A 23,985-nucleotide genomic window follows, 5' to 3' on the forward strand; every position below is an offset into this window, starting at 1 on the left:
GCATGAAACAGGCGCCGTCAACTTCTAACCGGGATACTGCGTCGATGTTGACGCAAATGGTGCAGCGCCTGCCGCTGTCGGACGTGCATTTTCGCCGTATCAGCCAGTTGATTTATCAACGCGCCGGCATCGTGCTGGCGGAGCATAAGCGCGAGATGGTTTACAACCGCCTGGTGCGCCGGTTGCGGCTGCTGGGATTGCACGATTTCGGCGACTATTTGGCGCTGCTGGAAAGCGATCCGAACAGCGCGGAGTGGCAGGCGTTCATCAACGCATTGACCACCAACCTGACGGCATTTTTCCGCGAGGCGCATCACTTCCCGATCCTGGCGGAGCATGCGCGCTCGCGGCCGAACGGCTACAGCGTCTGGAGCACTGCGGCCTCGACCGGCGAAGAGCCGTATTCGATCGCCATCACGCTGAGCGATGCCCTGGGGCAGCGGGCCGGCAGTTGCCAGGTCTGGGCCAGCGACATCGACACGCAGGTGTTGGAAAAAGCGGAAGCGGGTGTTTACCGCCAGGAAGATCTGCGCACCCTGACGCCGACCCAAATGCAGCGCTATTTTTTGCGTGGTACCGGGCCGCATCAGGGGCTGGTGCGCGTGCGGCCGGAACTGGCGGCGCGGGTGAACTTCCAGCCGTTGAACCTGCTGGCGCCGGAATGGGCGCTGCCGGGGCAATTTGACGCCATTTTTTGCCGCAACGTCATGATCTATTTCGATAAGGCGACGCAGGAGCGCATCCTGCGCCGCTTCGTTCCCTTGCTTAAGCCGGGGGGGCTGATGTTCGCCGGCCACTCCGAGAACTTCAGCCAGATCAGCCGGGATTTCTACTTGCGTGGGCAGACCGTGTATGGGCTGACCAAGGAGAGGTAATGAGTAAAATCAGAGTGTTATGCGTAGACGATTCGGCACTGATGCGTCAGCTGATGACGGAAATCGTGAACGGCCACCCCGACATGGAAATGGTGGCGACCGCGCCGGATCCGCTGGTGGCGCGCGATCTGATCAAAAAATTTAATCCTCAGGTGCTGACGCTGGACGTCGAGATGCCACGCATGGACGGGCTGGATTTCCTCGAGAAGCTGATGCGCCTGCGGCCGATGCCGGTAGTGATGGTTTCTTCGCTGACCGGTAAAGGCTCGGAGATCACGCTGCGAGCGCTGGAGCTGGGCGCGGTGGATTTCGTCACCAAACCGCAGCTCGGCATTCGCGAGGGCATGTTGGCCTACAGCGAACTGATCGCCGAGAAGATCCGCACCGCCGCCAGAGCGCGCCTGCCGCAGCGATCCAGCAGCCCGGCGCCGGCGATCCTCAGCCATGCGCCGCTGCTGAGCAGTGAAAAACTGATCGCCATCGGTGCTTCCACCGGCGGCACCGAAGCGATCCGCCAGGTGCTACAGCCGCTGCCGGCCACCAGTCCGGCGCTGCTGATCACCCAGCACATGCCGCCGGGGTTCACCCGTTCGTTCGCCGAACGGCTGAACAAGCTGTGCCAGATCACGGTGAAAGAAGCGGAGGACGGCGAGCGCGTACTGCCGGGCCATGCTTACATCGCCCCGGGGGATCGCCACCTGGAGCTGGCGCGCAGCGGCGCCAACTATCAGGTGAAGCTGCATGACGGCCCGGCGGTCAACCGCCATCGTCCGTCGGTCGACGTGCTGTTCCGCTCGGTAGCGCAATATGCCGGCCGCAATGCGGTGGGGGTGATCCTCACCGGCATGGGGAACGACGGGGCGGCGGGGATGCTGGAGATGCACCGCGCCGGGGCCTATACCCTGGCGCAGAACGAGGCGAGCTGTGTGGTGTTCGGCATGCCACGCGAGGCGATCGCCGGCGGCGGCGTCAGCGAAGTGGTCGAGTTGGACAGGATGAGCCAGCGCATGCTGGCGCAGATTTCCGGCGGCCAGGCATTGCGCATTTGATTTCAGTCCGCAGGGTTTGCCCGGCGGCGATATGACCTACGGTCGCCGCGCGGCGGCCTGCGGTTTTGCATCATTAAACGGTTAACTATTTCAGGAGTAACAATGGCAGACAAGAACCTCAGATTTCTGGTTGTGGACGACTTCTCCACCATGCGCCGCATCGTCAGAAATTTGCTGAAAGAGCTGGGCTTCAACAACGTCGAAGAAGCTGAAGATGGCGCAGATGCGCTGAACAAGCTGCGCGCCGGCGGTTTCGACTTCGTGGTGTCCGACTGGAACATGCCGAACATGGACGGGCTCGAACTGTTGCAGACCATCCGCGCCGATAGCGCGCTGGCCGCGATGCCGGTGCTGATGGTGACGGCGGAAGCCAAGAAAGAAAATATCATCGCGGCGGCGCAGGCCGGCGCCAGCGGTTATGTAGTGAAACCTTTTACGGCGGCGACGCTGGAAGAAAAGCTCAACAAGATTTTTGAAAAATTGGGCATGTAAGGAGAGGGCGATGAGAGACATTCCAATGCCTGCCAGCGATGCAGCGACCGCGGGAGAGATCATCTCCCGCATCGGCCAACTGACCCGAATGCTGCGCGACAGCATGCGCGAACTGGGGCTCGATCAGGCGATTGCCCAGGCGGCAGAGGCGATCCCGGATGCGCGCGACCGTCTTGACTATGTCGTAACCATGACGGCGCAGGCGGCGGAACGGGCGTTGAACTGCGTGGAGGCGGCGCAACCGCGCCAGGCGGAGCTGGAGTCCGGCGCCAACGCGTTGAAAGGGCGCTGGGACGAGTGGTTCGCCAATCCCATCGAACTGGACGACGCGCGTTCTCTGGTCAACGACACGCGTCAGTATCTGGATCAGGTGCCGGGCCATACGGCCTTCACCAACGCTCAGCTGCTGGAAATCATGATGGCGCAGGACTTCCAGGATCTGACCGGTCAGGTGATCAAGCGCATGATGGACGTGGTGCAGGAGATCGAAAAGCAGCTGCTGATGGTGCTGATGGAAAACATGCCGGAGCAGCCGGTGAAGGAAAAACGGCCGAACGACAGCCTGCTGAACGGCCCGCAGCTCGACCAGAACGGCGTCGGCGTGATCGCCAACCAGGCGCAGGTCGACGATCTGCTCGACAGCCTCGGTTTCTGAGGCCTTTCGGGGCGCGCGACGGCGCGCCCCGACAACAAGCCACGCAGTTTTGGTCTCATCCCCTAAATAACCCGCCTTTTTCCCCGTTGTTCCGCCAATGACATCGCCAATTTTTTGGCATGCTGACCGCCATTCTTTACCCTCCCGACACAGGAACGGCGTTTCGTGGCTGAAGACAGCGATCTGGAAAAAAGCGAGGCCCCCACGCCCCACAGGCTGGAAAAGGCGCGTGAAGACGGCCAGATCCCGCGCTCCCGCGAGCTGACCTCGGTACTGATGCTGCTCTCGGGCCTGGCGATTATCCTGATGTCCGGCAGCAACATGGCGCAACAGCTGGCGGCGATGCTCACGCAAGGGCTGAACTTTGACCACGGCATGGTCAGTAACGACAAGCAGATGCTTCGCCAACTGGGCATGTTGCTGCGTCAGGCGGTGCTGGCGCTGCTGCCGATCATGGCGGGTCTGGTGCTGGTAGCGCTCGCCGCGCCAATGCTGTTGGGGGGCATCTTGTTCAGCGGCAAGTCGATCAAGTTCGATATGAAGCGGCTAAACCCCCTGTCCGGGTTGAAACGCATCTTTTCCAGCCAGGTGTTGGCCGAGCTGCTGAAAGGGATCCTGAAAGCGACGTTGGTCGGTTGGGTCACCGGTCTTTATCTGTGGCACAACTGGGCGGCGATGCTGCATCTGATGACCCAGCAGCCGCTCGATGCGCTGGGCAATGCGCTGCAGATGATCCTGTTCTGCGGTTTTCTGGTGGTGCTGGGGCTGACGCCGATGGTGGCGTTCGACGTGTTCTATCAGCTGTGGAGCCACTTCAAAAAGCTGAAGATGACCAAGCAGGATATTCGCGACGAATTCAAGGATCAGGAAGGGGACCCGCACGTTAAGGGGCGCATTCGCCAGCAGCAGCGGGCGATCGCCCGGCGCCGCATGATGGCCGACGTGCCTAAGGCGGACGTGATCGTCACCAACCCGACGCACTACGCCGTCGCGTTGCAGTACAACGACAAGAAAATGAGTGCGCCGAAAGTGCTGGCCAAAGGGGCCGGCGAAATCGCCTTGCGCATTCGCGAGCTCGGCGCGGAGCACCGCATTCCGATGCTGGAGGCGCCGCCGCTGGCGCGCGCGCTGTATCGGCACAGCGAGATTGGACAACACATTCCGGCCACCCTGTATGCCGCGGTCGCCGAAGTGCTGGCCTGGGTGTACCAACTGCGCCGCTGGCGGCGCGAGGGCGGCCTGATCCCGAAAAAACCTGAACGTTTACCGGTGCCGGAAGCACTGGATTTTGCGAGAGAGAGTGACTCTGATGGCTAATTTGGCCTCCCTGCTTCGTTTGCCGGGCAATTTTAAAGATACGCAGTGGCAGGTGCTGGCCGGCCCGGTGCTGATCCTGCTGATTTTGTCGATGATGGTGTTGCCGCTGCCGGCGTTTATCCTCGACCTGCTGTTTACCTTCAACATCGCGCTGTCGATCATGGTGCTGCTGGTGGCGATGTTCACCCAGCGTACGCTCGAGTTCGCCGCTTTCCCGACCATCCTGCTGTTCTCCACATTGCTGCGTTTGTCGCTCAACGTCGCGTCGACGCGCATCATCTTGCTGGAGGGCCACACTGGTTCCGCCGCCGCCGGGCGCGTGGTGGAAGCCTTTGGCCACTTCCTGGTGGGGGGCAACTTCGCCATCGGCATCGTGGTGTTCATCATCCTGGTGCTGATCAACTTTATGGTAATTACCAAAGGTGCAGGGCGTATCGCCGAAGTGGGCGCGCGCTTCGTGCTGGACGGCATGCCGGGTAAACAGATGGCGATCGACGCCGACCTGAACGCCGGATTGATTGGCGAAGACGAAGCGAAGAAACGCCGCGCCGAAGTGACCCAGGAGGCCGATTTTTACGGCTCGATGGACGGCGCCAGTAAATTCGTGCGCGGCGACGCCATCGCCGGCCTGATGATCATGGTGCTGAACGTGGTCGGTGGCCTGTTGGTTGGCGTGGTGCAACACGGCATGGAACTGGGGGCGGCGGCGGAAAGCTATACGCTGCTGACCATCGGTGACGGCCTGGTGGCGCAGATCCCGGCATTGGTGATCTCCACCGCCGCCGGTGTCATCGTCACTCGCGTCGCGACCGATCAGGATGTCGGCGAGCAGATGGTGGGCCAGCTGTTCAACAATCCGCGCGTGATGCTGCTGAGTGCCGGGGTGCTGGGCCTGCTGGGCCTGGTGCCGGGCATGCCGAACCTGGTGTTCCTGCTGTTTACCGCGGCTCTGCTGGGCCTCGCCTGGTGGCTGCGCGGCCGTGAACAACAGGCGCCGAAAACGGTGGAAGATCCGGTGATGCCGGAGAATCCGCAGGCCGCCGAGGCCAGCTGGGCCGACGTGCAGTTGGAAGATCCGCTGGGGATGGAAGTGGGCTACCGGTTGATTCCGATGGTCGATTTTCAACAGAACGGCGAGCTGCTTGGGCGTATCCGCGGGATCCGCAAGAAATTCGCCCAGGACATGGGTTATCTGCCGCCGGTGGTGCATATTCGCGACAACCTGGAACTGCCGCCAGCCAGCTATCGCATCCTGATGAAAGGCGTCGAGATCGGCAGCGGTGAAGCGCAGCCGGGCCGCTGGCTGGCGATCAACCCCGGCAATGCCGTGGGCGAGCTGGCGGGAGACAAAACCGTCGATCCCGCCTTCGGGCTGGAAGCGGTGTGGATAGACAGCGCCTTGCGCGAACAGGCGCAAATCCAGGGCTTTACCGTGGTGGAAGCCAGCACCGTGGTGGCGACGCACCTCAATCACCTGATAGGGCAGTTCGCCAGCGAGCTGTTCGGCCGCCAGGAGACCCAACAGCTGTTGGATCGCGTGTCGCAGGAGATGCCGAAGCTGACCGAAGACTTCGTGCCGGGCGTGGTGTCACTGACGACGCTGCACAAGGTGCTGCAAAATCTGCTCGCCGAGCGCGTGTCCATCCGCGATATGCGCACCATCGTCGAAACGCTGGCGGAACATGCCCCGGCGCAGAGCGATCCTTACGAATTGACCACCGTGGTGCGGGTGGCGCTGGGCCGGGCGATCACGCAGCAGTGGTTCCCGGGCAACGGCGAGATTCAGGTTATCGGCTTGGATACCCAGCTGGAGCGCCTGTTGTTGCAGGCGTTGCAGGGCGGCGGCGGTCTGGAGCCGGGGCTGGCTGACCGTCTGCTGGAGCAGGCGCGTCAGGCGCTGCAACGGCAAGAGATGCTCAGCGCGCCGCCGGTGCTGTTGGTTAACCATGCGCTGCGTCCTTTACTGGCGCGCTTCCTGCGTCGCAGCCTGCCGCAGCTCGTGGTGCTGTCCAACCTGGAGATCAACGACGATCGCCAGATTCGCATGACCTCGACCATTGGAGCCGCCTGATGAAACGCTGTCTGTCCTTGTTGTGTTTGCTGGCGCCGCTAGCCGCCGGCGCGGTGTCCGGCTCCTGGGTGGCTGAAGGGGCGGGGGTCACGCTGGAACAGGGCGGGATGCGCGATGAATCCGCCGGTTTGCGGCCGCCGAACGCGCTGCCGGATGCCAATGCGCGCATCACCAGCGTCAGCTGGCGCTACCGTTTGCTGGGGCCGGAGCCCGTGGGGCTGCAGGCCCAGCTTTGCACGGTAAACCGCTGCATTCCGCTCGGCGGCGGCAGCGGCAGCAGCATCGGTCTGCAGGGCGAGCCGGCCAATGCGGAATTGCGCTTTGTCTATTACGTGCAGTCGCAAGGCGGGCTGAATCCGCCGCTGCGGGTGATTGGCAATCAGGTGATCGTCAATTATCAGTAAGATCAGGCCAGAATTTGCAGGCCGTTGCGTTCCACCAGCGTCAGCAGTTTCATCGCGGCGGAGTTCGGCTGCGCTTCGCCGCGCTCCCATTTCTGCACCGCCTTTTTGCTGACGTTGAGATACAGCGCAAACACCGGCTGACTGACGTTTTCCCGTTCGCGCAACGCGCGGATCTCGGCCGGCCCGAACTGCTTTACCGGCCGCAGGCACAGCATGTCGAAAGTGCGCATGGTCACGTCGTCGACGAAACCGGCGCGGTGCAGGCCCTGAACTTCCTGGTGGATCTCGGCAAGAATTTTACTCATCGCTTAGCCTCCGTAACTCCCTGTTGTTGACCAGCTGGTAGAGTCTGAATGGCGAATAATCCAGATACAGCGCAGCCAGATGTTTCAATCCCTGTAACTCATCCGCACTGATGTTTTCTCTCTCGCTTTTGGCAAAGCCGCGCATAAAAAACAGGCGGTCTTCATCGCGAAAAACGATCAGTACCCGATAGCCGCCACGTTTGCCCGCACCAGCCCGAGCGATGCGCTTTTTGTATACGCAACCGCCAAGATTGGCGTCGTACAGCTGATGTTGCATCTCTCGCGCCGCTTTCACTATCGTGGCGTCGCTAATGCGCTCGCGTGCGGCAAAACCCTGAAAGGTTTTGGTGAGATAAATGTCGGCCATTCGCTCTCCCTGCGAATCTATACCCGTTAAGGGTATATTTCAAGTGGTTTAAAAATAATCACAGGGTGACAAGCGGCCAAAGGGAAAGAAACAGCCAAATTCACGCCATGCGCAGCCTGGCGCAAAGTCTTAAGTGAATTCAAAGAGTGATAGGGAGAAAATGCGACGGGATGCGCAGAAGCCGGTTAACGCATGCCCGGTGATAGGCTCACCGGGCAAATGAGTCAGGTCAGACGCCGATTTTTCTGCCGAGCAGGCTGCCGGCGTGCGACTGGCCGTCCGGGCCATACAGCGATTTGTTGTTTTTGCTGAGGATGGCCAGCGCCTGAGCGTTATGGTCGATCTGCTGATTGAGCAGCAGGCCGTTGTGCTGGTTCTTTTCGCGCAGCGTTTGGCTCAGCAATTGAACGCGCTGCCAACGGTCGGCCAGGGGGGCGTGGCTGGCATAGGGCGCGCGTTGCCCGCAGGTTTTTTCCTGCCCCAGGCGCTGTTGCTCGAGGTAGGCGACCGTCGCCAACAGTTGGCTTTTGGCATCGGTTACGCGCTGCAAGGCCACGCCCGGCAGCTGGCCGGAGCATAACAGATCGTGCTCTTCTTCCAGCACGCCATTGAGCGCCTGCAGCGTTTCCAACAGTTTGTCCAGCAGTTGTGCCAGCTTTTCCATAGTGATGACTTATCCTTTACCGCTACCCGCCGCCGCGTTGTCAGTCGCGTCCGGCGATCCATTGAACATCGCTCTGCGCGTCTTGCAGCAGTGCGTCGGCGATTTTGCCGGCGTCCATCTTCAGTTCACCGTTGCGGATCGCCTGCTTGATGGCCTCGACCCGGCCCATATCGATATCCTGGGTGCCCGGCTGCATCAGGCGCGCCTGCGCCTCGCTCAGTTTGACCTGCGTACCGCTGACGGCGGTTTCGGCCACGGCGGCCTTACGCGGCTGGAGCGGGTTGTCGGCCGGGGTTTCACGCGGTTGCACAGTGGAAACCGGCTGTAACCGCTGGGTGCGATCGATACTCATGGTCCATCTCCGTTTACGCCGTGACCGCACTCGGGCGACGACGCTGCAATGAAAGTGTTGCGGCCCTGATGGCCAATAAAATGCTGCTTGATTTGTCTTATCGGCAAGGTTTGCGGAACCTTTACTTTTTTATAACGTAATGCGAATCGCGCCGTCGTCCCCGACCACGCCACTGACGATTTGCCCGGACGCCATGCGCACGCGCACGCTGTCTTCGGCGGCGGCGTTGTTCATCGCCTTGCCCGCGCCGCTAATGCTGAATCCTTCGCCCTGTGCATTGACCTGCACCGGTTGCCCGGCCTTGATAATCCAGGCCCGGCGCAGCATGGCGAGGGTCAGCGGCTGGCCGGGGCTGATGTTGCGCAGGCTGACGGCGCCTAACGCTTTGCCCGCTTCGGTCAGCGCGCGCGGCGGCAGGGTATCGAGCCGACCTTCTTTCAACGTCAGGTCCGCCGCCGTCAACCGGCTGCCGGCGGTGATGCCGCGCGCCGAAACGAGATAGCGGCCGAACACCTGCACCTGCGTCTGGATAAAACGCCGCTCCTGGCCACAGCGCGCCGAAATGCTGACGTTGCCGCCGATCCGCGCGTTGGGCGGCAGCGACAGCTGCGGCAGTTCGCAAGCGGGCCATTGGTTCGGCGGCGTGCGCACCCGCACTTTTACCTGTACCGGTTCGCCGCTGAACTTGCCTTGGATGAAGCTTTCGATTTGCGTCGCCAGATCGTCGGCGCGCGCGTTCAGACTGCACAGCAGGCCGATAAGCAGCAGCATTTTACCTTTCATCGTCATCTTCTCAAGCTTCATCGGGATACGCGTAAGTGTACCCGCAGCGCGCGCAGGCTAAGCAGATAAATAGCGCCCCATTTTGCGTTTATTCCCGCGATAGGGTAGCGCGGGGGGCGTTTATGCTGTCGACTCCAAATTCTAACCTCGCGGAGGGAGCATGCTCGACAAACTGGACGCGGCTCTGCGCTTTGGCCAAGAGGCGCTGAACTTGCGCGCCCAGCGGCAGGAAATTCTGGCCGCCAACATCGCCAACGCAGACACACCGGGTTATCAGGCACGGGATATCGATTTCGCCAGCCAATTGAACAAAGTGATGGAGCAGGGGCGCGTCAGCGGCAACGGCATGGCGCTCAACCTGACGGCGGCGCGCCATATCCCGGCGCAGACCCTGCAGCCGCCGCAGCTCGATCTGCTGTTCCGGGTGCCGGATCAGCCGTCGATGGACGGCAACACGGTGGACATGGATCGCGAACGCACCAACTTTGCCGATAACAGCCTGAAATATCAGACCGACCTGACGCTGCTCAACGGTCAGATCAAAGGGATGATGTCCGTACTGCAACAAGGATAAGGCGCATGTCTTTACTGAATATTTTTGATATCTCCGGCTCGGCGTTATCGGCGCAATCCCAGCGCATGAACGTCAGCGCCAGCAACATGGCCAACGCCGACAGCGTGACCGGCCCGGACGGCGAACCTTACCGCGCCAAGCAGGTGGTGTTCCAGGTCGCAGCGGCGCCGGGACAGCCGACCGGCGGCGTGCGCGTTGCCCAGGTGGTGGACGATCCGGCGCCCGAGCGTCTGGTGTATCAGCCGGGCAACCCGCTGGCGGACGCCAAGGGGTATGTGCGCATGCCGAACGTCGACGTAGTGGGGGAAATGGTCAACACCATCTCCGCTTCCCGCAGCTATCAGGCCAACGTCGAGGTGCTCAACACCACCAAGTCGATGATGATGAAAACCCTGACGCTGGGTCAGTAACCGGAGGTTCCCATGGCTATCGCCCCAACCACGAACGAGTCGTTGGACAATACCGTCATCGGTAACAACAGCAAAAATACCAACAGCCAGGATCTGCACAACAGCTTCCTGACGCTGCTGGTGGCGCAGTTGAAAAACCAGGACCCGACCAATCCGATGCAGAACAACGAACTGACCTCGCAGCTGGCGCAGATCAACACCGTTCAGGGCATCGAAAAACTCAACACCACGCTGGGGTCGATCTCCGGTCAGATCAACAGCAATCAGTCGCTGCAGGCCACCGCGCTGATCGGCCACGGCGTGATGGTGCCGGGCAGCAACATTCTGGTCGGCAGCAAGGACGGCAAAGTCAGCACCACGCCGTTCGGCGTGGAACTGGAGCGCGCCGCCGATCAGGTAACCGCCACCATCACCAACGCCAGCGGGCAGGTGGTGCGCACCATCGAAATCGGCGGTCTGACCGCCGGCGTGCATGCCTTCACCTGGGACGGTTCGCTGGATGACGGCTCCACCGCGCCCGACGGCGCCTACAAAGTGGCGATTAACGCCAAAGGCAACGGCGAGCAGTTGGTGGCGCGCAGCCTGCACTTCGGCCTGGTGAACGGCGTGATCCGCGACGGCAACGGCGCCAAGCTGGATCTCGGTCTGGCGGGCAACGCCACCCTGGAAGACGTGCGACAGATCTTATAACCCTAAGCATCAGGCTCAATCGGACGATAGCCTGACCACTATTCGGAGAATAACATGGCCTTTTCTCAGGCAGTCAGCGGCTTGAACGCGGCAGCAACCAACCTGGACGTGATCGGTAACAACATCGCCAACTCCGCGACGGCGGGCTTCAAATCCGGCAGCGTCTCCTTTGCCGACATGTTCGCCGGTTCGCAGGTCGGTCTGGGCGTCAAAGTGTCCGGCATCACCCAGAACTTCAAGGGCGGCACCACCACCGGCACCAGCCGTTCATTGGATGTGGCCATCAACGGCAACGGCTTTTTCCGCATGCAGGATAAAGACGGCGGCATCTTCTATACCCGCAACGGCCAGTTCAAGCTGGACGAGAACCGCAATCTGACCAACATGCAGGGTCTGCAGCTGACCGGCTATCCGGCGGCCGGCTCCCCGCCGACCATTCAGCAGGGCGCCAACCCGGTGCCGTTGAGCATTCCTGAAGGCATGATGAACGCGAAAGCGTCCACTTCCGGCCAGATGGTCGCCAACCTGATGTCGACCCATAAGGTGCCGGAAAACAAGACCTTCGATCCGACCAAACAGGACAGCTACAACTATACCAATACCATCACCGCCTACGACTCGCTGGGTAACGCGCACAACATCAACGCTTACTTCGTGAAGACCGAAGACAATAAATGGCAGGTCTACACCCAGGACGGCAGCGCAGCGCCAGTGAACGCCGGCACCATGGAGTTCAGCACCAGCGGTACCCTGGTGAAAACCACCAGCACCAACGGCGCGCCGGGCGAGTTCAGCATGGTGATCCCGATGACCGCCAAAGACGGCGCGCCGGCGCAAAACTTCACCCTGAGCTTCGCCGGCAGCATGCAGCAGAACGTGAGCAGCGACTCGGTGAGCAAGGTATCGCAGGACGGTTATGCCGCCGGTGAATACACGGGCTATCAGATCAACAACGACGGCACCATCGTGGGCGTCTACTCCAACCAGCAAACCCAGCTGTTGGGCCAGATCGTCATGGCTAACTTCTCCAACCCGGAAGGGCTGGCGTCGCAGGGCGATAACGTTTGGCAGGAAACCGGCGCGTCCGGCCAGCCGCGCGTCGGTCTTGCGGGCGGCGGCGGCTTAGGCAAGCTGACCAGCGGCGCGCTGGAGTCTTCCAACGTCGATCTGAGCCAGGAGCTGGTGAACATGATCGTCGCACAGCGTAACTATCAGTCCAACGCCCAGACCATCAAGACGCAGGACTCCATTCTGCAGACGTTGGTTAGCCTGCGCTAATAGGGTCGAGTTATGGATCACGCGATTTATACCGCGATGGGCGCGGCTCGCCAAACGCTGGAGCAGCAGTCCATTACCGCCAACAACCTGGCCAACGCGTCGACGCCGGGCTTTCGCGCTCAGCTCGCCGCGCTGCGCGCGGTGCCGGTTGACGGGCCGAGCCTGGCGACGCGCACATTGGTGGCCGCGTCGACGCCGGGCGCCGACATGAGCCAGGGGGCGCTGAACTATACGGCGCGCCCGCTGGATGTGGCGCTGCAGCAGGACGGTTTCCTGGCGGTGAGCCTGCCGGGCGGCGGTGAAGCCTATACCCGCAACGGCAACATCCAGATCTCCTCCACCGGGCAGTTGACGGTGCAGGGGCTGCCGGTGATGGGCGACGGGGGGCCGATCGAGGTGCCGCCGTCGGCGGAGATCACCATCGCCGCCGACGGCACCATTTCGGCGCTGAACGCCGGCGATCCGCCGAACACCATCGCGCAGATCGGCCGCCTGAAGCTGGTGAAAGCCGACGCGCGCGAAGTGATGCGCGGTGACGACGGGCTGTTCCGCCTGACGCCGGAAACCCAACAGATGCGCGGCAATCAGTTGCAAAACGATCCGCAGGTGCGGGTGATGCCCGGGGTGCTGGAAGGCAGCAACGTCAAGCCGATGGAGACCATGGTCGACATGATCGCCAACGCCCGCCGTTTTGAAATGCAAATGAAGGTCATCCACAGCGTGGATGAAAACGAACAGCGTGCCAACTCACTGCTCTCAGTGAGCTAAGCAGCAAGGAAATAACCGATGATTCCATCCTTATGGATTGCCAAAACCGGTCTGGACGCGCAGCAGACCAACATGGACGTGATCGCCAACAACCTGGCGAACGTCAGCACCAACGGCTTCAAACGCCAGCGTGCGGTATTTGAAGATCTGCTGTACCAGACCATGCGTCAGCCGGGGGCGCAGTCCTCCGAGCAGACCACGCTGCCTTCCGGTCTGCAGATCGGCACCGGCGTGCGTCCGGTGGCGACCGAGCGGCTGCACAGCCAGGGCAACCTGTCGCAGACCAACAACAGCAAAGACGTCGCCATCAAGGGGCAGGGGTTCTTCCAGGTGATGTTGCCGGACGGCACCCAGGCCTACACGCGCGACGGCTCGTTCCAGATCGATCAGAACGGCCAGTTGGTCACTTCCAGCGGTTTCCAGGTGCAGCCGGCGATCACCATTCCGGCGAACGCGCTGTCCATCACCGTCGGCCGCGATGGCATCGTCAGCGTCACCCAGCAGGGGCAAACCGCCGCCCAGCAGGTGGGCCAATTGACGCTGACGACCTTTGTCAACGACAGCGGTCTGGAGAGCGTGGGCGAGAACCTGTATCAGGAAACCGAAAGCTCGGGCGCGCCGAACGAGAGCACGCCGGGGCTCAACGGCGCCGGTCTGCTGTATCAGGGCTACGTGGAGACCTCCAACGTTAACGTGGCGGAAGAGCTGGTCAACATGATCCAGACTCAGCGCGCTTACGAGATCAACAGCAAAGCGGTATCGACTTCCGATCAGATGCTGCAAAAGCTGACGCAACTGTAATCTGTCATTGACGGGCCCGGCTTGCCGCGCCCGTCATTCTCTTTCGTGAAACAAAGGCGATACCCGTGGTAACCACATATTCGATGGCAATCCTGCCGCGGCAGGGACAACGCTGGCTGGCGGGAATGGTGATGCTGACGCTGAGCGGCTGCGCTTATATTCCGCATAAACCGCTGGTGGACGGTGCGACCACGGCGCAGCCCGCGCCGGCCAGCGCGCCGATGCCGAACGGCTCGATCTTCCAGACGGTGCAGCCGATGAACTACGGCTATCAGCCGCTGTTCGAAGACCGCCGTCCGCGCAACGTCGGCGACACCCTGACCATCGTGCTGCAGGAAAACGTCAGCGCCAGCAAGAGCTCCTCCGCCAATGCCAGCCGCAACGGCGCCAGCAAGTTCGGCGTCGCCACCTCGCCGCGTTACCTTGACGGCCTGTTGGGCAATGCGCGCGCCGATATGGACATTTCCGGCGACAGCACCTTCGGCGGCAAGGGCGGCGCCAACGCCAACAACACCTTCAACGGCACCATTACGGTGACGGTCAACCAGGTGCTGGCCAACGGCAACCTGCACGTGGTGGGGGAAAAGCAGATCGCCATCAACCAGGGCACCGAATTCATTCGTTTCTCCGGCGTCGTCAACCCGCGCACCATCAGCGGCAACAACTCGGTCACCTCGACGCAGGTGGCGGACGCGCGGATCGAATACGTCGGCAATGGCTATATCAACGAAGCGCAGACCATGGGCTGGCTGCAGCGCTTCTTCTTAAATGTTTCACCGTTCTAAGGATTGACTGATGCTGAAAAAATGGTTTATCGCGCTGTGCGTCGGGCTGGTGTGCTTGCCGGCGGCGGCGGAGCGCATCCGCGATCTGGTGACGGTGCAGGGCGTGCGAGACAACGCCCTGATCGGCTACGGCCTGGTGGTGGGGCTGGACGGCTCCGGCGACCAGACCATGCAGACGCCGTTCACCACCCAAAGCCTGAGCAACATGCTGTCGCAGTTGGGTATCACCGTGCCGCCGGGCACCAACATGCAGCTGAAAAACGTGGCGGCGGTGATGGTGACCGCCAAACTGCCGCCGTTCTCGCGCGCCGGGCAGAATATCGACGTGGTGGTCTCATCAATGGGCAACGCCAAGAGCCTGCGTGGCGGCACCTTGCTGATGACGCCGCTGAAAGGCGTGGATAACCAGGTCTATGCGCTGGCGCAGGGCAACGTGCTGGTCGGCGGCGCGGGCGCGGCGGCCGGCGGCAGCAGCGTGCAGGTCAACCAGCTGGCGGGCGGGCGCATCAGCAACGGCGCCACCATCGAGCGCGAACTGCCGACCACCTTCGGCAGCGGCGGCGTACTCAACCTGCAGCTGAACGACGAAGACTTCACGCTGGCGCAGCAGATCAGCGACGCCATCAACCGCCAACGCGGCGGCGGCACCGCGACGCCGCTCGACGCCCGTACGATTCAGGTGCTGGTGCCGCAGGGCAACAGCTCTCAGGTGCGCTTCCTGGCGGAGATTCAAAACATCACCGTCAACGTCGGCGCAATGGACGCCAAAGTGATCATCAACTCGCGCACCGGGTCGGTGGTGATGAACCGCGATGTGATCCTCGATTCCTGCGCCGTCGCCCAGGGCAACCTGTCGGTGGTGGTCGATCGGCAGAACACCGTCAGCCAACCGACGACGCCGTTCGGCGGCGGCCAAACGGTGGTGACGCCAAACACCCAGATTTCGGTGCAACAGCAGGGCGGGTCGCTGCAGAAGGTGAATGCCAGCGCCAACCTGAACAACGTCATTCGCGCGCTGAACGCGCTGGGCGCCACGCCGATCGATCTGATGTCGATCCTGCAGGCGATGCAGAGCGCCGGCTGCCTGCGCGCCAAGCTGGAAATCATCTGATGGCGGGCGATCTGATGGCGATGTCGGGCGCGGCCTATGACGCCCAGGCGCTGAACGGCCTGAAGCGCGACGCGGCGGCCGACCCGCAGGGCAACCTCAAGCAGGTGGCCCAGCAGGTGGAAGGCATGTTCGTGCAGATGATGCTGAAAAGCATGCGTTCCGCCTTGCCGCAGGACGGGGTGTTGAGCAGCGATCAAACGCGGCTCTATACCTCGATGTACGATCAGCAAATCGCCCAGCAGATGTCGCAAAAAGGGCTGGGGCTGGCCGACATGATGGTCAAGCAGATGAGCAACGCCAACGCGGTGCCGAGCGAAACTGCGGGCATGTCGCCGATGGCGCTGGACAACGAGGTGCTGCAAACGCTGCCGAACCAGGCGCTGGAGCAGATGGTGCGCCGGGCGATGCCGAAAGCCCCGCCGGCCGCCGCGCCGCTGTCGCTCAACAACGGCAACTTCGTCGCTCGTCTGTCGATACCGGCGAAGGTCGCCAGCCAGCAGAGCGGCATTCCGCATCAGCTGATCGTCGCGCAGGCGGCGCTGGAATCCGGCTGGGGGCAGCGCGAGATCCCAACCTCAGACGGCACGCCGAGCTACAACCTGTTCGGCATCAAGGCCGGCGGCAGCTGGAGCGGGCCGGTGACGGAGATCACCACCACCGAGTTCGAACAGGGCGCGGCGAAGAAGGTGAAGGCGAAGTTCCGCGTTTACGGGTCGTACGTCGAAGCGATCGCCGATTACGTCAAACTGCTGACCAACAACCCGCGCTACGCCGACGTGGCCGCCGCGCGCAGCCCGGAGCAGGCGGCGCATGCGCTGCAGCGCGCCGGGTACGCCACCGATCCCCAGTACGCCAGCAAGTTGGTCAGCGTGATTCAGCAGATGAAGAGCGCGGGGGAACAGGCGGTGAAAGCTTACACCCACGATCTGAAAGATTTGTTCTAAATCCCCGTCATTCTTGACGCCGCTGCGGCGCCAATTATTTAGGGGGTAGGCGGCAATGGAGGCTCGCTGGATGCTGACCGCATTGCCGCTTTTTTTCCTCAAGTTCTTCTCATTTTTGCCGATAACCGAAACAGGCTGAGCGAACAGGCTCAGCAGCTCAATTAAGAACCCTGTGGGCCACCGGCGCCGCAGCATAAGGAATTCCGATGTCCAATAGCTTAATCAATACCGCGATGAGCGGGCTGAATGCGGCTCAGGTGGCGCTCAGTACCGTCAGCAACAACATCTCCAACTACAACGTGGCGGGCTACAACCGTCAGACCGCGATCCTGGCGCAGAACGGCGGCATGGCCACCATGAGCGGCTTTATCGGCAACGGCGTGACCGTCACCAGCGTTAACCGCGAGTACAACCAGTTCATCACCAACCAGCTGCGCGGCGCGCAAAGCGCGTTCGGGGCGCAAAACGCCTATTATGAGAAGATTTCGCAGATCGACAACCTGTTGGCGAGCAAGACCAACCCGCTGTCGACCAACATGCAGGATTTCTTTACCAACCTGCAGAACTTGGTGAGCAACGCCGGTGACGACGCCGCGCGCCAGACGGTGCTGGGCAAGGCCAACGGCTTGGTGAACCAGTTCAACAACACCGACAAATTCCTGCGCGACATGGACAACGGCGTCAATCAGCAGATCAGCGATACGGCGCAGCAGATCAACAGCTACGGCCAACAGATCGCCAAGCTGAACGACGAGATCACCCGTTTGCGCGGCAGCGCCGGCGGCGAACCGAATGCGTTGCTGGATCAGCGCGATCAGCTGGTCACCGAATTGAACCAGCTGGTGGGCGTACAGGTCACGCAACAGGACGGCGACGCCTATACCGTTTCCTTCGCCAACGGTTTGACCCTGGTGCAGGGCAGCAATACGTATCAGGTGGAAGCCGTGCCTTCCAGCAGCGATCCTTCCCGTCTGACCATCGGCTATAACCGCGGCAACGGCGCCAGCGAAGTGCCGGAAGGCCAGATCACCAGCGGCACGCTGAGCGGCGTGCTGAAATTCCGCAGCGAAACGCTGGACGGCGTGCGCAATCAGCTGGGCCAGTTGGCGCTGGCGATGGCGGACAGCTTTAACCAACAGCATCGCGCCGGCTTCGATCTGAACGGTGACGCGGGCGGCGACTTCTTCAGCTTCAGCGGCGGCCGGGTGGTGGATAACACCCGCAACACCGGCGACGCGTCGCTGTCGGTCTCTTACACCGATACCGGCAAGGTGAAGGCCAACGATTATCGCGTCGAGTTCGACGGCAGCAACTGGCAGGTCAGCCGCCTGCCGGACAACGTGAAAGTCAACGCGACGCCGGGCACCAGCGCCGACGGTAAACCGACGCTGAACTTCGACGGGTTGGAAGTGAGCATCGACGGCAATGCGCAGGCCAAAGACAGTTTCACCGTGAAACCGGTCAGCGACGTGGCGGGCAACCTGAAAGTGGCCATCACCGATTCGTCCAAGATCGCCGCCGCCGGTAAAGACGACAGCGGCCGCGGCGATAACGAGAACGCCAAGAAACTGCTGGATCTGCAAACCAAAAACCTGGTGGACGGCAAAGCGACCCTGAGCGGCGCTTACGCCGGCATCGTCAGCGGCGTCGGCAACCAGACCGCCGCCGCCAAGGCCATCGCCACGTCGCAGGCCAAAATCGTCACCCAGCTGGGCGCGCAACAGCAGTCGATGTCCGGCGTCAACCTTGACGAAGAGTACGGTGAACTGCTGCGTTTCCAGCAGTACTACATGGCCAACGCGCAGGTGATTCAGACCGCCAGCTCGCTGTTCGACGCGCTGCTGAACATTCGTTGATTTCATTGTTAATCGGCGCCGATAACGGCGCCGGTCGCTCAGAGTAAGGAACCCACAGCATGCGCATGAGTACCGGCATGATGTACCAACAAAACATGAACGGCATCACGGGCAACCAGTCGCTGTTCATGAAGGCCGCCGAGCAGCTTTCCTCCGGCAAGCGAGTGATCAACCCGTCCGACGATCCGTTGGCGGCGTCGCGCGCGGTGATGCTGTCGCAGTCGCAGGCGGAAAACAGTCAATACACGCTGGCGCGCACCTTCGCCCGTCAGAACGTGTCGATGGAAGAAACGGTATTGGCCGGCGCGACCTCCACCATCGCGGACATGAAGGCGTTGATCGTCAACGCCGGCGGCACCGAAAGCGATAACGATCGCCAGTCGCTGGCCACCCAGCTGCAGGGGTTGAAAGATCAGCTGCTGAACCAGGCCAACAGCACCGACGGCAACGGCCGCTATATGTTCGGCGGGTATGTGAACGACAAGGCGCCGTTCGTCGACAACGGCGGCACCGTCAGTTACCAGGGCGGCGACAAGACGGTTGAGCAGAAAGTGGACGCCAACCGCACCATGACCATCGGCCATACCGGCAACGCGGTGTTCATGTCGTTGACCAGCAATCCGAAGCCCGAGCCGGACGGCAGCGCGCCGGTCAGCAACGTATTCGAGAGCATTGATATTGCGCTGAACGCGCTGAAAACCCCGCTGCAGGGCGCCGACGAGGCCACCAAGCAGCAGGTGAACGATGCGCTGGCGAAAGCCAACCGCGGTCTGGACAACTCCTACAACAACGTGCTGAGCGTGCGCGCCGAGCTGGGCAGCCAGCTGCAGGAGATGGATCAGTTGGACAGCATCGGTAAAGAGCGTGACATGACCAATCAGATCCAGATGAGCGCGCTGACGGATGCCGACCTGGCCGAGTCTATCTCGTCCTACTTCATGCAGCAGGCGGCGCTGCAGGCGTCGTACAAAACCTTCAGCGATATGCAGGGCATGTCGTTGTTCCAGATGAATCGTTAAGAGCAATACCCCGTTGCCTGACCGCGACGGGTTTCCCTTTAGTGCGCTTAGAAAACGCCTTCTCCGCCCCGCGGGGAGGGAGGCTTCTTGAAACCGGGCGCACTCGTTTGGCGCGTCGCTCGTTCTCCCACTACTGACTGAGTGACGCGCCTTTTTTTCATCAGGGAAGAAATAATACGATTGTCACCCCTGTTTAATGCGCGATGACATTATTGAAATCAGCGGTGGAAAAATCACGATGGATATTATTTCCCTGACGATAAATATCGGTGCTATTTCTTTTTCTTCACCACTTTCCATTTTTCACCGGCGGCCGTTTCGCTGATGGCAACTTTAAATTTGTTGCTTTTCCAGTGGGCCATGCCGAATAATCGGCGTGCTTTGCGGTTGCTTTTCGCTTTAATCATGATCTCGCTCCTGTAGTTAGCAAAGGTCGATGCTGCGCCCTGCAACCGGCAGGCTGCCGGACGCATTTATTCAGGGTGTAAGTTATCTGCCGCGCATTTAACTCTGCGTGGCTGCGTTATTTTATTCTTCTCTAACCAATAAGTTTATATTATCGCTGCGGGTGACTGATGGGGTGCGGGCGATATTTTTCTACCGGGTCTATTTTAGGTTGGGGTTTTATTTATTCAAGCCGCCGGAGACATTTGAACCTTAATCCGGATAAAAGACGTTTCTCAGGCTTTTGTCCCAAGAAAGCGTTTTTATTGCCATTTTGTCTCAGGCGGAAGAGGGGGAAAGGAAGGAGCCGCAGGGGCTCAGAAGGTCATGCCGCCGATCACCGCCGCCAGTCGATCGAAGATTTCACCGAACAGGTGCTCACAGAACGGCGCCAACATCGGCATCATCATACCCAGCGTCATGATGCCGAAGGTCATGGTGACCGGGAAACCGATCACGAAGACCGACAGCTGTGGCGTCATGCGGTTGAGTAGGCCGAGCGCCATGTTGAGCGTCAACAGCAGGCAGATCAGCGGCAATGCCAGCATCATGCCGTTGATGAAGATCAGCGAGCCGACCTGAGTCAACACCAGGAAGCCGTTGCCGTTCAGCGGCTGCGTTTGGATCGGCAGGGTATGGAAGCTGTCCGCCAGCAGCGAAATCAGCCACAGATGGCCGTCAAAGCTGAGGAACAGCAACATCGCCAGCAGGTTGAGCAGGCGCGCCAGCACCGGCATGTTCGGGCCGCCGCTGGGATCGAAGAAAGTGGCGAACGACAGTCCCATCTGCATGCCGATCACTTCCCCCGCCAGGCGCACCGCCGCGAAGGCGAACTGCATGGTCAACCCCAGCGCCACGCCGATCAGAATCTGCTGAATCGCCAGCCACAGGCCGGCGGCGGAGAAGATGGGAATATTGCTGGCGGGCAGCGTCGGCGCAATCAGGATGACGATCAGCCCGCCAAGGCCGATTTTGACCTTTTTGCTGATTTGCTTTTCGCTGAATATCGGCGCGGTGCTTATCAGCGCCAGAATGCGCAGCAGCGGCCAAAAGTAGTGGCTGAGCCAGACGGTGAGCTGGGCGCTGTCGAAGGTGAGCACGGTCAGCCGATCAGGGTAGGCAGGTTGCTGAACAGGGTGCGCATGTAGTCCAGCAACAGATTCAACATCCAGGGACCGGCGATGATGATGGTGGCCACCACCGCCAGAATTTTAGGGATGAACGACAGCGTCATTTCGTTGATCTGGGTGGCGGCCTGCAGCAGGCTGACGACCAGGCCGCTGATCAGCGCCGCCAGCAGCAGCGGGGCGGCCAGCGCCAGCGCGACTTTCATCGCCTCGGTGCCGAGCGCCATAACCGATTCAGGTGTCATCTCGCTTTCTCCGGTCAGGGGTTACGAATAGAAGCTCTGCGCCAGCGAGCCGAGCAGCAGCTGCCAGCCATCGACCAGCACGAACAGCATCAGCTTGAACGGCAGCGAGATGGTGGCGGGCGGCACCATCATCATCCCCAGCGCCATCAGCACGCTGGCGACCACCAGGTCGATGATCAGGAACGGAATGAACACCGTAAAGCCGATCTGGAAGGCGGTTTTCAGTTCGCTGGTGACGTAGGCGGGCAGCAGGATGCGCATCGGCACCGCTTCCGGGCCGGCCAGCGGCGGCTGATTGGCCAGCCTGGCGTACAGCGCGAGATCGGTTTCGCGCGTTTGCCGCAGCATGAATTCGCGCAGCGGCTGCGCGCCTTTATCCAGCGCGACTTCCAGCCCGATTTTGTCCTGGCTGAACGGCAGATAGGCATCCTGATAAACCTTGTCGAACACCGGCGACATGATGAAGAAGGTCAGGAACAGCGCCAGCCCCAGCATCACCTGGTTCGGCGGCGCCGACGGCGTGCCCAGCGCGTTGCGCAGCAGGCCGAGCACGATGATGATGCGGGTGAAGCTGGTCATCATCAGCAGCATGGCCGGCAGGAAGGTCAGCGAGGTCAACAGCACCAGCGTCTGCACCGGCAGCGACCAGCTCTGGCCGCCGTTGGCCAGCGGCTGGCTGATCAGCCCCGGCAGTTGCGCGAAAGCCGCCGGGCTGATGAACAGCAGGGCGGCAGGGAGCCAAACCGCCGGGCGGCGGACGAGGGTATGAAGAGTCGAGGTCATGCCGATTTTTCCGGGCGTTTCAGAACTTTTTGCATCAGTTGGCGGAAGTCCGCCGGTGTCGCCGCGTCGGCCTCGCCTGCGTCTTTCGGCGGAGCGGGCAGGGTGTGCAGCGGGGTGATCTGCTGGGCGGTGACGCCCAATACCAACAAGGTGTCGTCGACTTCCACCACCACCACGCGCTCGCGCTGCCCGACCTGGCAACTGGCGCGCAGGTTAAGCAGTTTGTTGTTGCGCGCCTGCGGGGCGAAACCCAGCCGACGGAACAGCCAACCGGCCAGCAGGATCAGCAGCAGAATGCCGCCGAGCGCGCTGCTGACCTGCATCAACACCGAACCGGCCGGCAGGGCCGGCGCGGCGGGCGGTTGGGTGCTTTGGACAGTAACGGGCGCCGCGGCGGTCATCAGCGGCTCAGTCGACGCATGCGTTCGGATGGGGTGATGATGTCGGTGATGCGCACGCCGAACTTGTCGGCCACCACCACCACTTCACCCTGCGCGATCAGGTAACCGTTGATCAGGATATCCAGCGGTTCGCCGGCCAGGCCGTCCAGCGCCACCACCGAGCCTTGCGACAGGCGCAGCAGCTCTTTGATGGTCATCTTGGTGCGCCCCAGTTCCACGGTCAGCTTGACCGGAATATCCAGGATCAGGTCGATATCCTGCAGGCTGCCGAGCGCATCCTGAGCTTCCAGCGACTTGAACACCCCTTCGGTGCTCGCGCCGGATTTCTCTGAAGACTGCTGCTCATTAAACGCATCAGCCCACAGATCGTCTACGGATTCCTTTCCTTCGCCAGACGGTTGCTTAGGATCACTCATTGGGCTGTTCCTCACTCAGAGCATTCAAAATAGGGTTAATCAAATGTTCAACACGCAGGGCGTATTGCCCGTTTAACGTGCCGTATTGGCTGGTCAGAACCGGTACGCCGTCCACATGGGCGATCAGGCGTTCCGGCTTGTCTATCGGTAATACATCGCCCGGTTGCAGCTTCAGGACTTTCGACAGCCGCATCGGGATATCGACGAAGTTGGCGATCAGCTCCAGTTCGGAGTGCTGCACCTGCTTCACCAGCGTTTCGCGCCAGTGGCTGTCTTCCTGCCGCGAATTTTCCAGCGGCGGGTTGGTCAACAGTTCGCGCAGCGGTTCGATCATCGCGAATGGAATGCAGATGTTGAACTCGCCGGTCAGCGCGCCGATCTCCACCTGGAACGGCGTGGTGACCACGATGTCGTTCGGCGAGGTGGTGATGTTGGTGAACTTCACCTGCATTTCGGCGCGCACGTACTCCACGTCGATCTTGTAGATGGCGCTCCAGGCGTCGCCGTAGGCGTCCAGCGCCAGGCGCAGCATGCGCTTGATCACCCGCTGTTCGGTCGGGGTGAACTCGCGGCCTTCGACCTTGGTCGGGAAGCGGCCGTCGCCGCCGAACAGGTTATCGACGGCGATGAACACCAGGCTCGGCGCGAACACGAACAGGGCAGTGCCGCGCAGCGGATTCAGGTGCACCAGGTTCAGGTTGGTCGGCACCGGCAGGTTGCGGGCGAACTCGTGATACGGCTGAATTTTGATCGGGCCGACGGTAATGTCCGGGCTGCGGCGCAGCAGGTTGAACAACCCCATGCGGAACTGCCGGGCAAAACGTTCGTTGATGATTTCCAGCGCGTGCAGACGCTCGCGCACCACGCGGCGCTGGGTGTTCGGATCGTAAGGCTTGACCTCGCTCTCTTTGCCGACCACCGCTTCGGGTTCATCACCCGCGCTGTCGCCGTTGAGCAAGGCGTCGATCTCTGCCTGTGAAAGAATGCTATCGCCCATAG

The 23,985-nt window shown here is 61.4% G+C and carries 30 protein-coding genes; 18 read left to right on the top strand and 12 right to left on the bottom strand.

Going from position 1 to position 23,985, the window contains the following annotated elements; all coding sequences use genetic code 11:
- The first annotated feature begins 2 nt into the window (after positions 1–2).
- The 7 genes from cheR (at position 3) to J0X03_RS09095 (ending at position 6,863) form a co-directional block, all read left to right on the top strand.
- Complete coding sequence (gene cheR / locus J0X03_RS09065; RefSeq protein WP_025159837.1) at positions 3–875, top strand: protein-glutamate O-methyltransferase CheR; 873 nt, start codon at positions 3–5, stop codon at positions 873–875.
- Positions 875–1,924, top strand: coding sequence for a protein-glutamate methylesterase/protein-glutamine glutaminase (locus J0X03_RS09070; RefSeq protein WP_033643532.1), 1,050 nt, complete (start codon positions 875–877; stop codon positions 1,922–1,924). The genes cheR and J0X03_RS09070 overlap by 1 nt, the downstream gene beginning before the upstream one ends.
- Positions 1,925–2,026: 102 nt before the next feature.
- Positions 2,027–2,416, top strand: a complete 390-nt coding sequence (gene cheY, locus J0X03_RS09075; RefSeq protein WP_004934862.1) for a chemotaxis response regulator CheY — start codon at positions 2,027–2,029, stop codon at positions 2,414–2,416.
- Between the two features lie 10 nt (positions 2,417–2,426).
- Positions 2,427–3,071 carry a protein phosphatase CheZ gene (gene cheZ, locus J0X03_RS09080; protein WP_004934858.1) on the top strand — a complete coding sequence of 215 codons (645 nt, stop codon included), beginning with the start codon at positions 2,427–2,429 and terminating at the stop codon, positions 3,069–3,071.
- A 165-nt stretch (positions 3,072–3,236) separates the two neighbouring features.
- The gene (gene flhB, locus J0X03_RS09085; protein WP_033640021.1) at positions 3,237–4,388 is read left to right on the top strand and encodes a flagellar biosynthesis protein FlhB; all 1,152 of its coding nucleotides are present in this window, start codon (positions 3,237–3,239) and stop codon (positions 4,386–4,388) included.
- Complete coding sequence (flhA, locus tag J0X03_RS09090; protein WP_033643531.1) at positions 4,381–6,459, top strand: flagellar biosynthesis protein FlhA; 2,079 nt, start codon at positions 4,381–4,383, stop codon at positions 6,457–6,459. The genes flhB and flhA overlap by 8 nt, the downstream gene beginning before the upstream one ends.
- The gene (locus J0X03_RS09095) at positions 6,459–6,863 is read left to right on the top strand and encodes a flagellar protein FlhE (RefSeq protein ID WP_033643530.1); all 405 of its coding nucleotides are present in this window, start codon (positions 6,459–6,461) and stop codon (positions 6,861–6,863) included. The genes flhA and J0X03_RS09095 overlap by 1 nt, the downstream gene beginning before the upstream one ends.
- Before the next feature lie 2 nt (positions 6,864–6,865).
- Here the strand turns inward: J0X03_RS09095 and J0X03_RS09100 are convergent, their stop codons facing one another.
- The 5 genes from J0X03_RS09100 to flgA form a co-directional block, all read right to left on the bottom strand.
- Positions 6,866–7,168 (bottom strand): helix-turn-helix domain-containing protein, encoded by a 303-nt coding sequence (locus tag J0X03_RS09100; RefSeq protein WP_015378258.1) that lies wholly within the window; start codon positions 7,166–7,168, stop codon positions 6,866–6,868.
- On the bottom strand, positions 7,161–7,535 hold the full coding sequence (locus tag J0X03_RS09105; protein ID WP_033650862.1) for a type II toxin-antitoxin system RelE/ParE family toxin: 375 nt from the start codon (positions 7,533–7,535) through the stop codon (positions 7,161–7,163). The genes J0X03_RS09100 and J0X03_RS09105 overlap by 8 nt, the downstream gene beginning before the upstream one ends.
- A 229-nt stretch (positions 7,536–7,764) precedes the next feature.
- The gene (locus tag J0X03_RS09110) at positions 7,765–8,199 is read right to left on the bottom strand and encodes a flagella synthesis protein FlgN (RefSeq protein WP_033650863.1); all 435 of its coding nucleotides are present in this window, start codon (positions 8,197–8,199) and stop codon (positions 7,765–7,767) included.
- A 40-nt stretch (positions 8,200–8,239) separates the two neighbouring features.
- On the bottom strand, positions 8,240–8,551 hold the full coding sequence (gene flgM, locus J0X03_RS09115; RefSeq protein ID WP_004934832.1) for a flagellar biosynthesis anti-sigma factor FlgM: 312 nt from the start codon (positions 8,549–8,551) through the stop codon (positions 8,240–8,242).
- 129 nt (positions 8,552–8,680) lie between these two features.
- Positions 8,681–9,334 (bottom strand): flagellar basal body P-ring formation chaperone FlgA, encoded by a 654-nt coding sequence (flgA, locus tag J0X03_RS09120; protein WP_033650864.1) that lies wholly within the window; start codon positions 9,332–9,334, stop codon positions 8,681–8,683.
- Between the two features lie 160 nt (positions 9,335–9,494).
- Here flgA and flgB point away from each other — a divergent pair, with 160 nt between their 5' ends.
- The 11 genes from flgB to flgL all read left to right on the top strand — a co-directional run bounded on the left by flgB (position 9,495) and on the right by flgL (position 19,570).
- A complete protein-coding gene (gene flgB / locus J0X03_RS09125) occupies positions 9,495–9,908 on the top strand; it encodes a flagellar basal body rod protein FlgB (RefSeq protein ID WP_033643526.1) in 414 nt (137 codons plus the stop codon).
- Between the two features lie 5 nt (positions 9,909–9,913).
- Positions 9,914–10,318 carry a flagellar basal body rod protein FlgC gene (gene flgC, locus J0X03_RS09130; RefSeq protein WP_004934826.1) on the top strand — a complete coding sequence of 135 codons (405 nt, stop codon included), beginning with the start codon at positions 9,914–9,916 and terminating at the stop codon, positions 10,316–10,318.
- A 12-nt stretch (positions 10,319–10,330) separates the two neighbouring features.
- Positions 10,331–11,008 (top strand): flagellar hook assembly protein FlgD, encoded by a 678-nt coding sequence (gene flgD / locus J0X03_RS09135; RefSeq protein WP_033643523.1) that lies wholly within the window; start codon positions 10,331–10,333, stop codon positions 11,006–11,008.
- Between the two features lie 54 nt (positions 11,009–11,062).
- On the top strand, positions 11,063–12,286 hold the full coding sequence (gene flgE / locus J0X03_RS09140; protein WP_033643522.1) for a flagellar hook protein FlgE: 1,224 nt from the start codon (positions 11,063–11,065) through the stop codon (positions 12,284–12,286).
- 12 nt (positions 12,287–12,298) lie between these two features.
- Positions 12,299–13,054, top strand: coding sequence for a flagellar basal body rod protein FlgF (locus tag J0X03_RS09145; RefSeq protein ID WP_033650865.1), 756 nt, complete (start codon positions 12,299–12,301; stop codon positions 13,052–13,054).
- An 18-nt stretch (positions 13,055–13,072) separates the two neighbouring features.
- Positions 13,073–13,855, top strand: coding sequence for a flagellar basal-body rod protein FlgG (flgG, locus tag J0X03_RS09150; RefSeq protein ID WP_004934819.1), 783 nt, complete (start codon positions 13,073–13,075; stop codon positions 13,853–13,855).
- Between the two features lie 83 nt (positions 13,856–13,938).
- Positions 13,939–14,640 carry a flagellar basal body L-ring protein FlgH gene (flgH, locus tag J0X03_RS09155; protein WP_004934817.1) on the top strand — a complete coding sequence of 234 codons (702 nt, stop codon included), beginning with the start codon at positions 13,939–13,941 and terminating at the stop codon, positions 14,638–14,640.
- 10 nt (positions 14,641–14,650) lie between these two features.
- A complete protein-coding gene (locus J0X03_RS09160; RefSeq protein ID WP_004934816.1) occupies positions 14,651–15,751 on the top strand; it encodes a flagellar basal body P-ring protein FlgI in 1,101 nt (366 codons plus the stop codon).
- Positions 15,751–16,695: a flagellar assembly peptidoglycan hydrolase FlgJ gene (gene flgJ, locus J0X03_RS09165; protein ID WP_033643520.1), complete on the top strand. Its 945-nt coding sequence runs from the start codon at positions 15,751–15,753 to the stop codon at positions 16,693–16,695. Before J0X03_RS09160 ends, flgJ begins: the two co-directional genes overlap by 1 nt.
- Positions 16,696–16,901: 206 nt before the next feature.
- Complete coding sequence (flgK, locus tag J0X03_RS09170; RefSeq protein WP_033643519.1) at positions 16,902–18,551, top strand: flagellar hook-associated protein FlgK; 1,650 nt, start codon at positions 16,902–16,904, stop codon at positions 18,549–18,551.
- Between the two features lie 59 nt (positions 18,552–18,610).
- The gene (gene flgL, locus J0X03_RS09175; protein WP_033643518.1) at positions 18,611–19,570 is read left to right on the top strand and encodes a flagellar hook-associated protein FlgL; all 960 of its coding nucleotides are present in this window, start codon (positions 18,611–18,613) and stop codon (positions 19,568–19,570) included.
- A 272-nt stretch (positions 19,571–19,842) separates the two neighbouring features.
- Here flgL and sra read toward each other — a convergent pair whose 3' ends face one another.
- From sra to fliM, 7 genes are all read right to left on the bottom strand, one after another.
- A complete protein-coding gene (gene sra / locus J0X03_RS09180; RefSeq protein ID WP_004934807.1) occupies positions 19,843–19,977 on the bottom strand; it encodes a stationary-phase-induced ribosome-associated protein in 135 nt (44 codons plus the stop codon).
- Positions 19,978–20,331: 354 nt separating this feature from the next.
- Entirely contained in the window at positions 20,332–21,114 is a 783-nt protein-coding gene (gene fliR / locus J0X03_RS09185) for a flagellar biosynthetic protein FliR (protein WP_033632754.1), read from the bottom strand.
- A 2-nt stretch (positions 21,115–21,116) separates the two neighbouring features.
- Positions 21,117–21,386, bottom strand: coding sequence for a flagellar biosynthesis protein FliQ (fliQ, locus tag J0X03_RS09190; protein WP_004934803.1), 270 nt, complete (start codon positions 21,384–21,386; stop codon positions 21,117–21,119).
- A 21-nt stretch (positions 21,387–21,407) separates the two neighbouring features.
- Complete coding sequence (gene fliP, locus J0X03_RS09195) at positions 21,408–22,169, bottom strand: flagellar type III secretion system pore protein FliP (RefSeq protein ID WP_033632755.1); 762 nt, start codon at positions 22,167–22,169, stop codon at positions 21,408–21,410.
- Complete coding sequence (gene fliO / locus J0X03_RS09200; RefSeq protein ID WP_033650868.1) at positions 22,166–22,570, bottom strand: flagellar biosynthetic protein FliO; 405 nt, start codon at positions 22,568–22,570, stop codon at positions 22,166–22,168. The genes fliP and fliO overlap by 4 nt, the downstream gene beginning before the upstream one ends.
- Positions 22,570–22,986 carry a flagellar motor switch protein FliN gene (fliN, locus tag J0X03_RS09205; RefSeq protein WP_004934799.1) on the bottom strand — a complete coding sequence of 139 codons (417 nt, stop codon included), beginning with the start codon at positions 22,984–22,986 and terminating at the stop codon, positions 22,570–22,572. The genes fliO and fliN overlap by 1 nt, the downstream gene beginning before the upstream one ends.
- Positions 22,979–23,983: a flagellar motor switch protein FliM gene (fliM, locus tag J0X03_RS09210; protein ID WP_004934798.1), complete on the bottom strand. Its 1,005-nt coding sequence runs from the start codon at positions 23,981–23,983 to the stop codon at positions 22,979–22,981. Before fliM ends, fliN begins: the two co-directional genes overlap by 8 nt.
- Positions 23,984–23,985 lie beyond the last annotated feature (2 nt).

The sequence above is a fragment of the Serratia ureilytica genome (genome assembly GCF_017309605.1).
Taxonomy (GTDB): domain Bacteria; phylum Pseudomonadota; class Gammaproteobacteria; order Enterobacterales; family Enterobacteriaceae; genus Serratia; species Serratia ureilytica.

What these genes read in the sequence shown, in the direction of transcription:
- flgJ (WP_033643520.1), top strand. Translation starts at nt 15,751, where the DNA reads ATGGCGGGCGATCTGATGGCGATGTCGGGCGCGGCCTATGACGCCCAG.
- flgC (WP_004934826.1), top strand. Translation starts at nt 9,914, where the DNA reads ATGTCTTTACTGAATATTTTTGATATCTCCGGCTCGGCGTTATCGGCG.
- J0X03_RS09070 (WP_033643532.1), top strand. Translation starts at nt 875, where the DNA reads ATGAGTAAAATCAGAGTGTTATGCGTAGACGATTCGGCACTGATGCGT.
- flgB (WP_033643526.1), top strand. Translation starts at nt 9,495, where the DNA reads ATGCTCGACAAACTGGACGCGGCTCTGCGCTTTGGCCAAGAGGCGCTG.
- fliO (WP_033650868.1), bottom strand. Translation starts at nt 22,570, where the DNA reads ATGACCGCCGCGGCGCCCGTTACTGTCCAAAGCACCCAACCGCCCGCC.
- fliM (WP_004934798.1), bottom strand. Translation starts at nt 23,983, where the DNA reads ATGGGCGATAGCATTCTTTCACAGGCAGAGATCGACGCCTTGCTCAAC.
- flgL (WP_033643518.1), top strand. Translation starts at nt 18,611, where the DNA reads ATGCGCATGAGTACCGGCATGATGTACCAACAAAACATGAACGGCATC.
- flhA (WP_033643531.1), top strand. Translation starts at nt 4,381, where the DNA reads ATGGCTAATTTGGCCTCCCTGCTTCGTTTGCCGGGCAATTTTAAAGAT.
- flgG (WP_004934819.1), top strand. Translation starts at nt 13,073, where the DNA reads ATGATTCCATCCTTATGGATTGCCAAAACCGGTCTGGACGCGCAGCAG.
- flgM (WP_004934832.1), bottom strand. Translation starts at nt 8,551, where the DNA reads ATGAGTATCGATCGCACCCAGCGGTTACAGCCGGTTTCCACTGTGCAA.
- cheZ (WP_004934858.1), top strand. Translation starts at nt 2,427, where the DNA reads ATGAGAGACATTCCAATGCCTGCCAGCGATGCAGCGACCGCGGGAGAG.
- J0X03_RS09110 (WP_033650863.1), bottom strand. Translation starts at nt 8,199, where the DNA reads ATGGAAAAGCTGGCACAACTGCTGGACAAACTGTTGGAAACGCTGCAG.
- fliQ (WP_004934803.1), bottom strand. Translation starts at nt 21,386, where the DNA reads ATGACACCTGAATCGGTTATGGCGCTCGGCACCGAGGCGATGAAAGTC.
- cheY (WP_004934862.1), top strand. Translation starts at nt 2,027, where the DNA reads ATGGCAGACAAGAACCTCAGATTTCTGGTTGTGGACGACTTCTCCACC.
- fliN (WP_004934799.1), bottom strand. Translation starts at nt 22,986, where the DNA reads ATGAGTGATCCTAAGCAACCGTCTGGCGAAGGAAAGGAATCCGTAGAC.
- J0X03_RS09095 (WP_033643530.1), top strand. Translation starts at nt 6,459, where the DNA reads ATGAAACGCTGTCTGTCCTTGTTGTGTTTGCTGGCGCCGCTAGCCGCC.
- cheR (WP_025159837.1), top strand. Translation starts at nt 3, where the DNA reads ATGAAACAGGCGCCGTCAACTTCTAACCGGGATACTGCGTCGATGTTG.
- flgE (WP_033643522.1), top strand. Translation starts at nt 11,063, where the DNA reads ATGGCCTTTTCTCAGGCAGTCAGCGGCTTGAACGCGGCAGCAACCAAC.
- J0X03_RS09145 (WP_033650865.1), top strand. Translation starts at nt 12,299, where the DNA reads ATGGATCACGCGATTTATACCGCGATGGGCGCGGCTCGCCAAACGCTG.
- flgA (WP_033650864.1), bottom strand. Translation starts at nt 9,334, where the DNA reads ATGAAAGGTAAAATGCTGCTGCTTATCGGCCTGCTGTGCAGTCTGAAC.
- flgK (WP_033643519.1), top strand. Translation starts at nt 16,902, where the DNA reads ATGTCCAATAGCTTAATCAATACCGCGATGAGCGGGCTGAATGCGGCT.
- fliP (WP_033632755.1), bottom strand. Translation starts at nt 22,169, where the DNA reads ATGACCTCGACTCTTCATACCCTCGTCCGCCGCCCGGCGGTTTGGCTC.
- flgH (WP_004934817.1), top strand. Translation starts at nt 13,939, where the DNA reads ATGGCAATCCTGCCGCGGCAGGGACAACGCTGGCTGGCGGGAATGGTG.
- J0X03_RS09160 (WP_004934816.1), top strand. Translation starts at nt 14,651, where the DNA reads ATGCTGAAAAAATGGTTTATCGCGCTGTGCGTCGGGCTGGTGTGCTTG.
- J0X03_RS09100 (WP_015378258.1), bottom strand. Translation starts at nt 7,168, where the DNA reads ATGAGTAAAATTCTTGCCGAGATCCACCAGGAAGTTCAGGGCCTGCAC.
- flgD (WP_033643523.1), top strand. Translation starts at nt 10,331, where the DNA reads ATGGCTATCGCCCCAACCACGAACGAGTCGTTGGACAATACCGTCATC.
- J0X03_RS09105 (WP_033650862.1), bottom strand. Translation starts at nt 7,535, where the DNA reads ATGGCCGACATTTATCTCACCAAAACCTTTCAGGGTTTTGCCGCACGC.
- sra (WP_004934807.1), bottom strand. Translation starts at nt 19,977, where the DNA reads ATGATTAAAGCGAAAAGCAACCGCAAAGCACGCCGATTATTCGGCATG.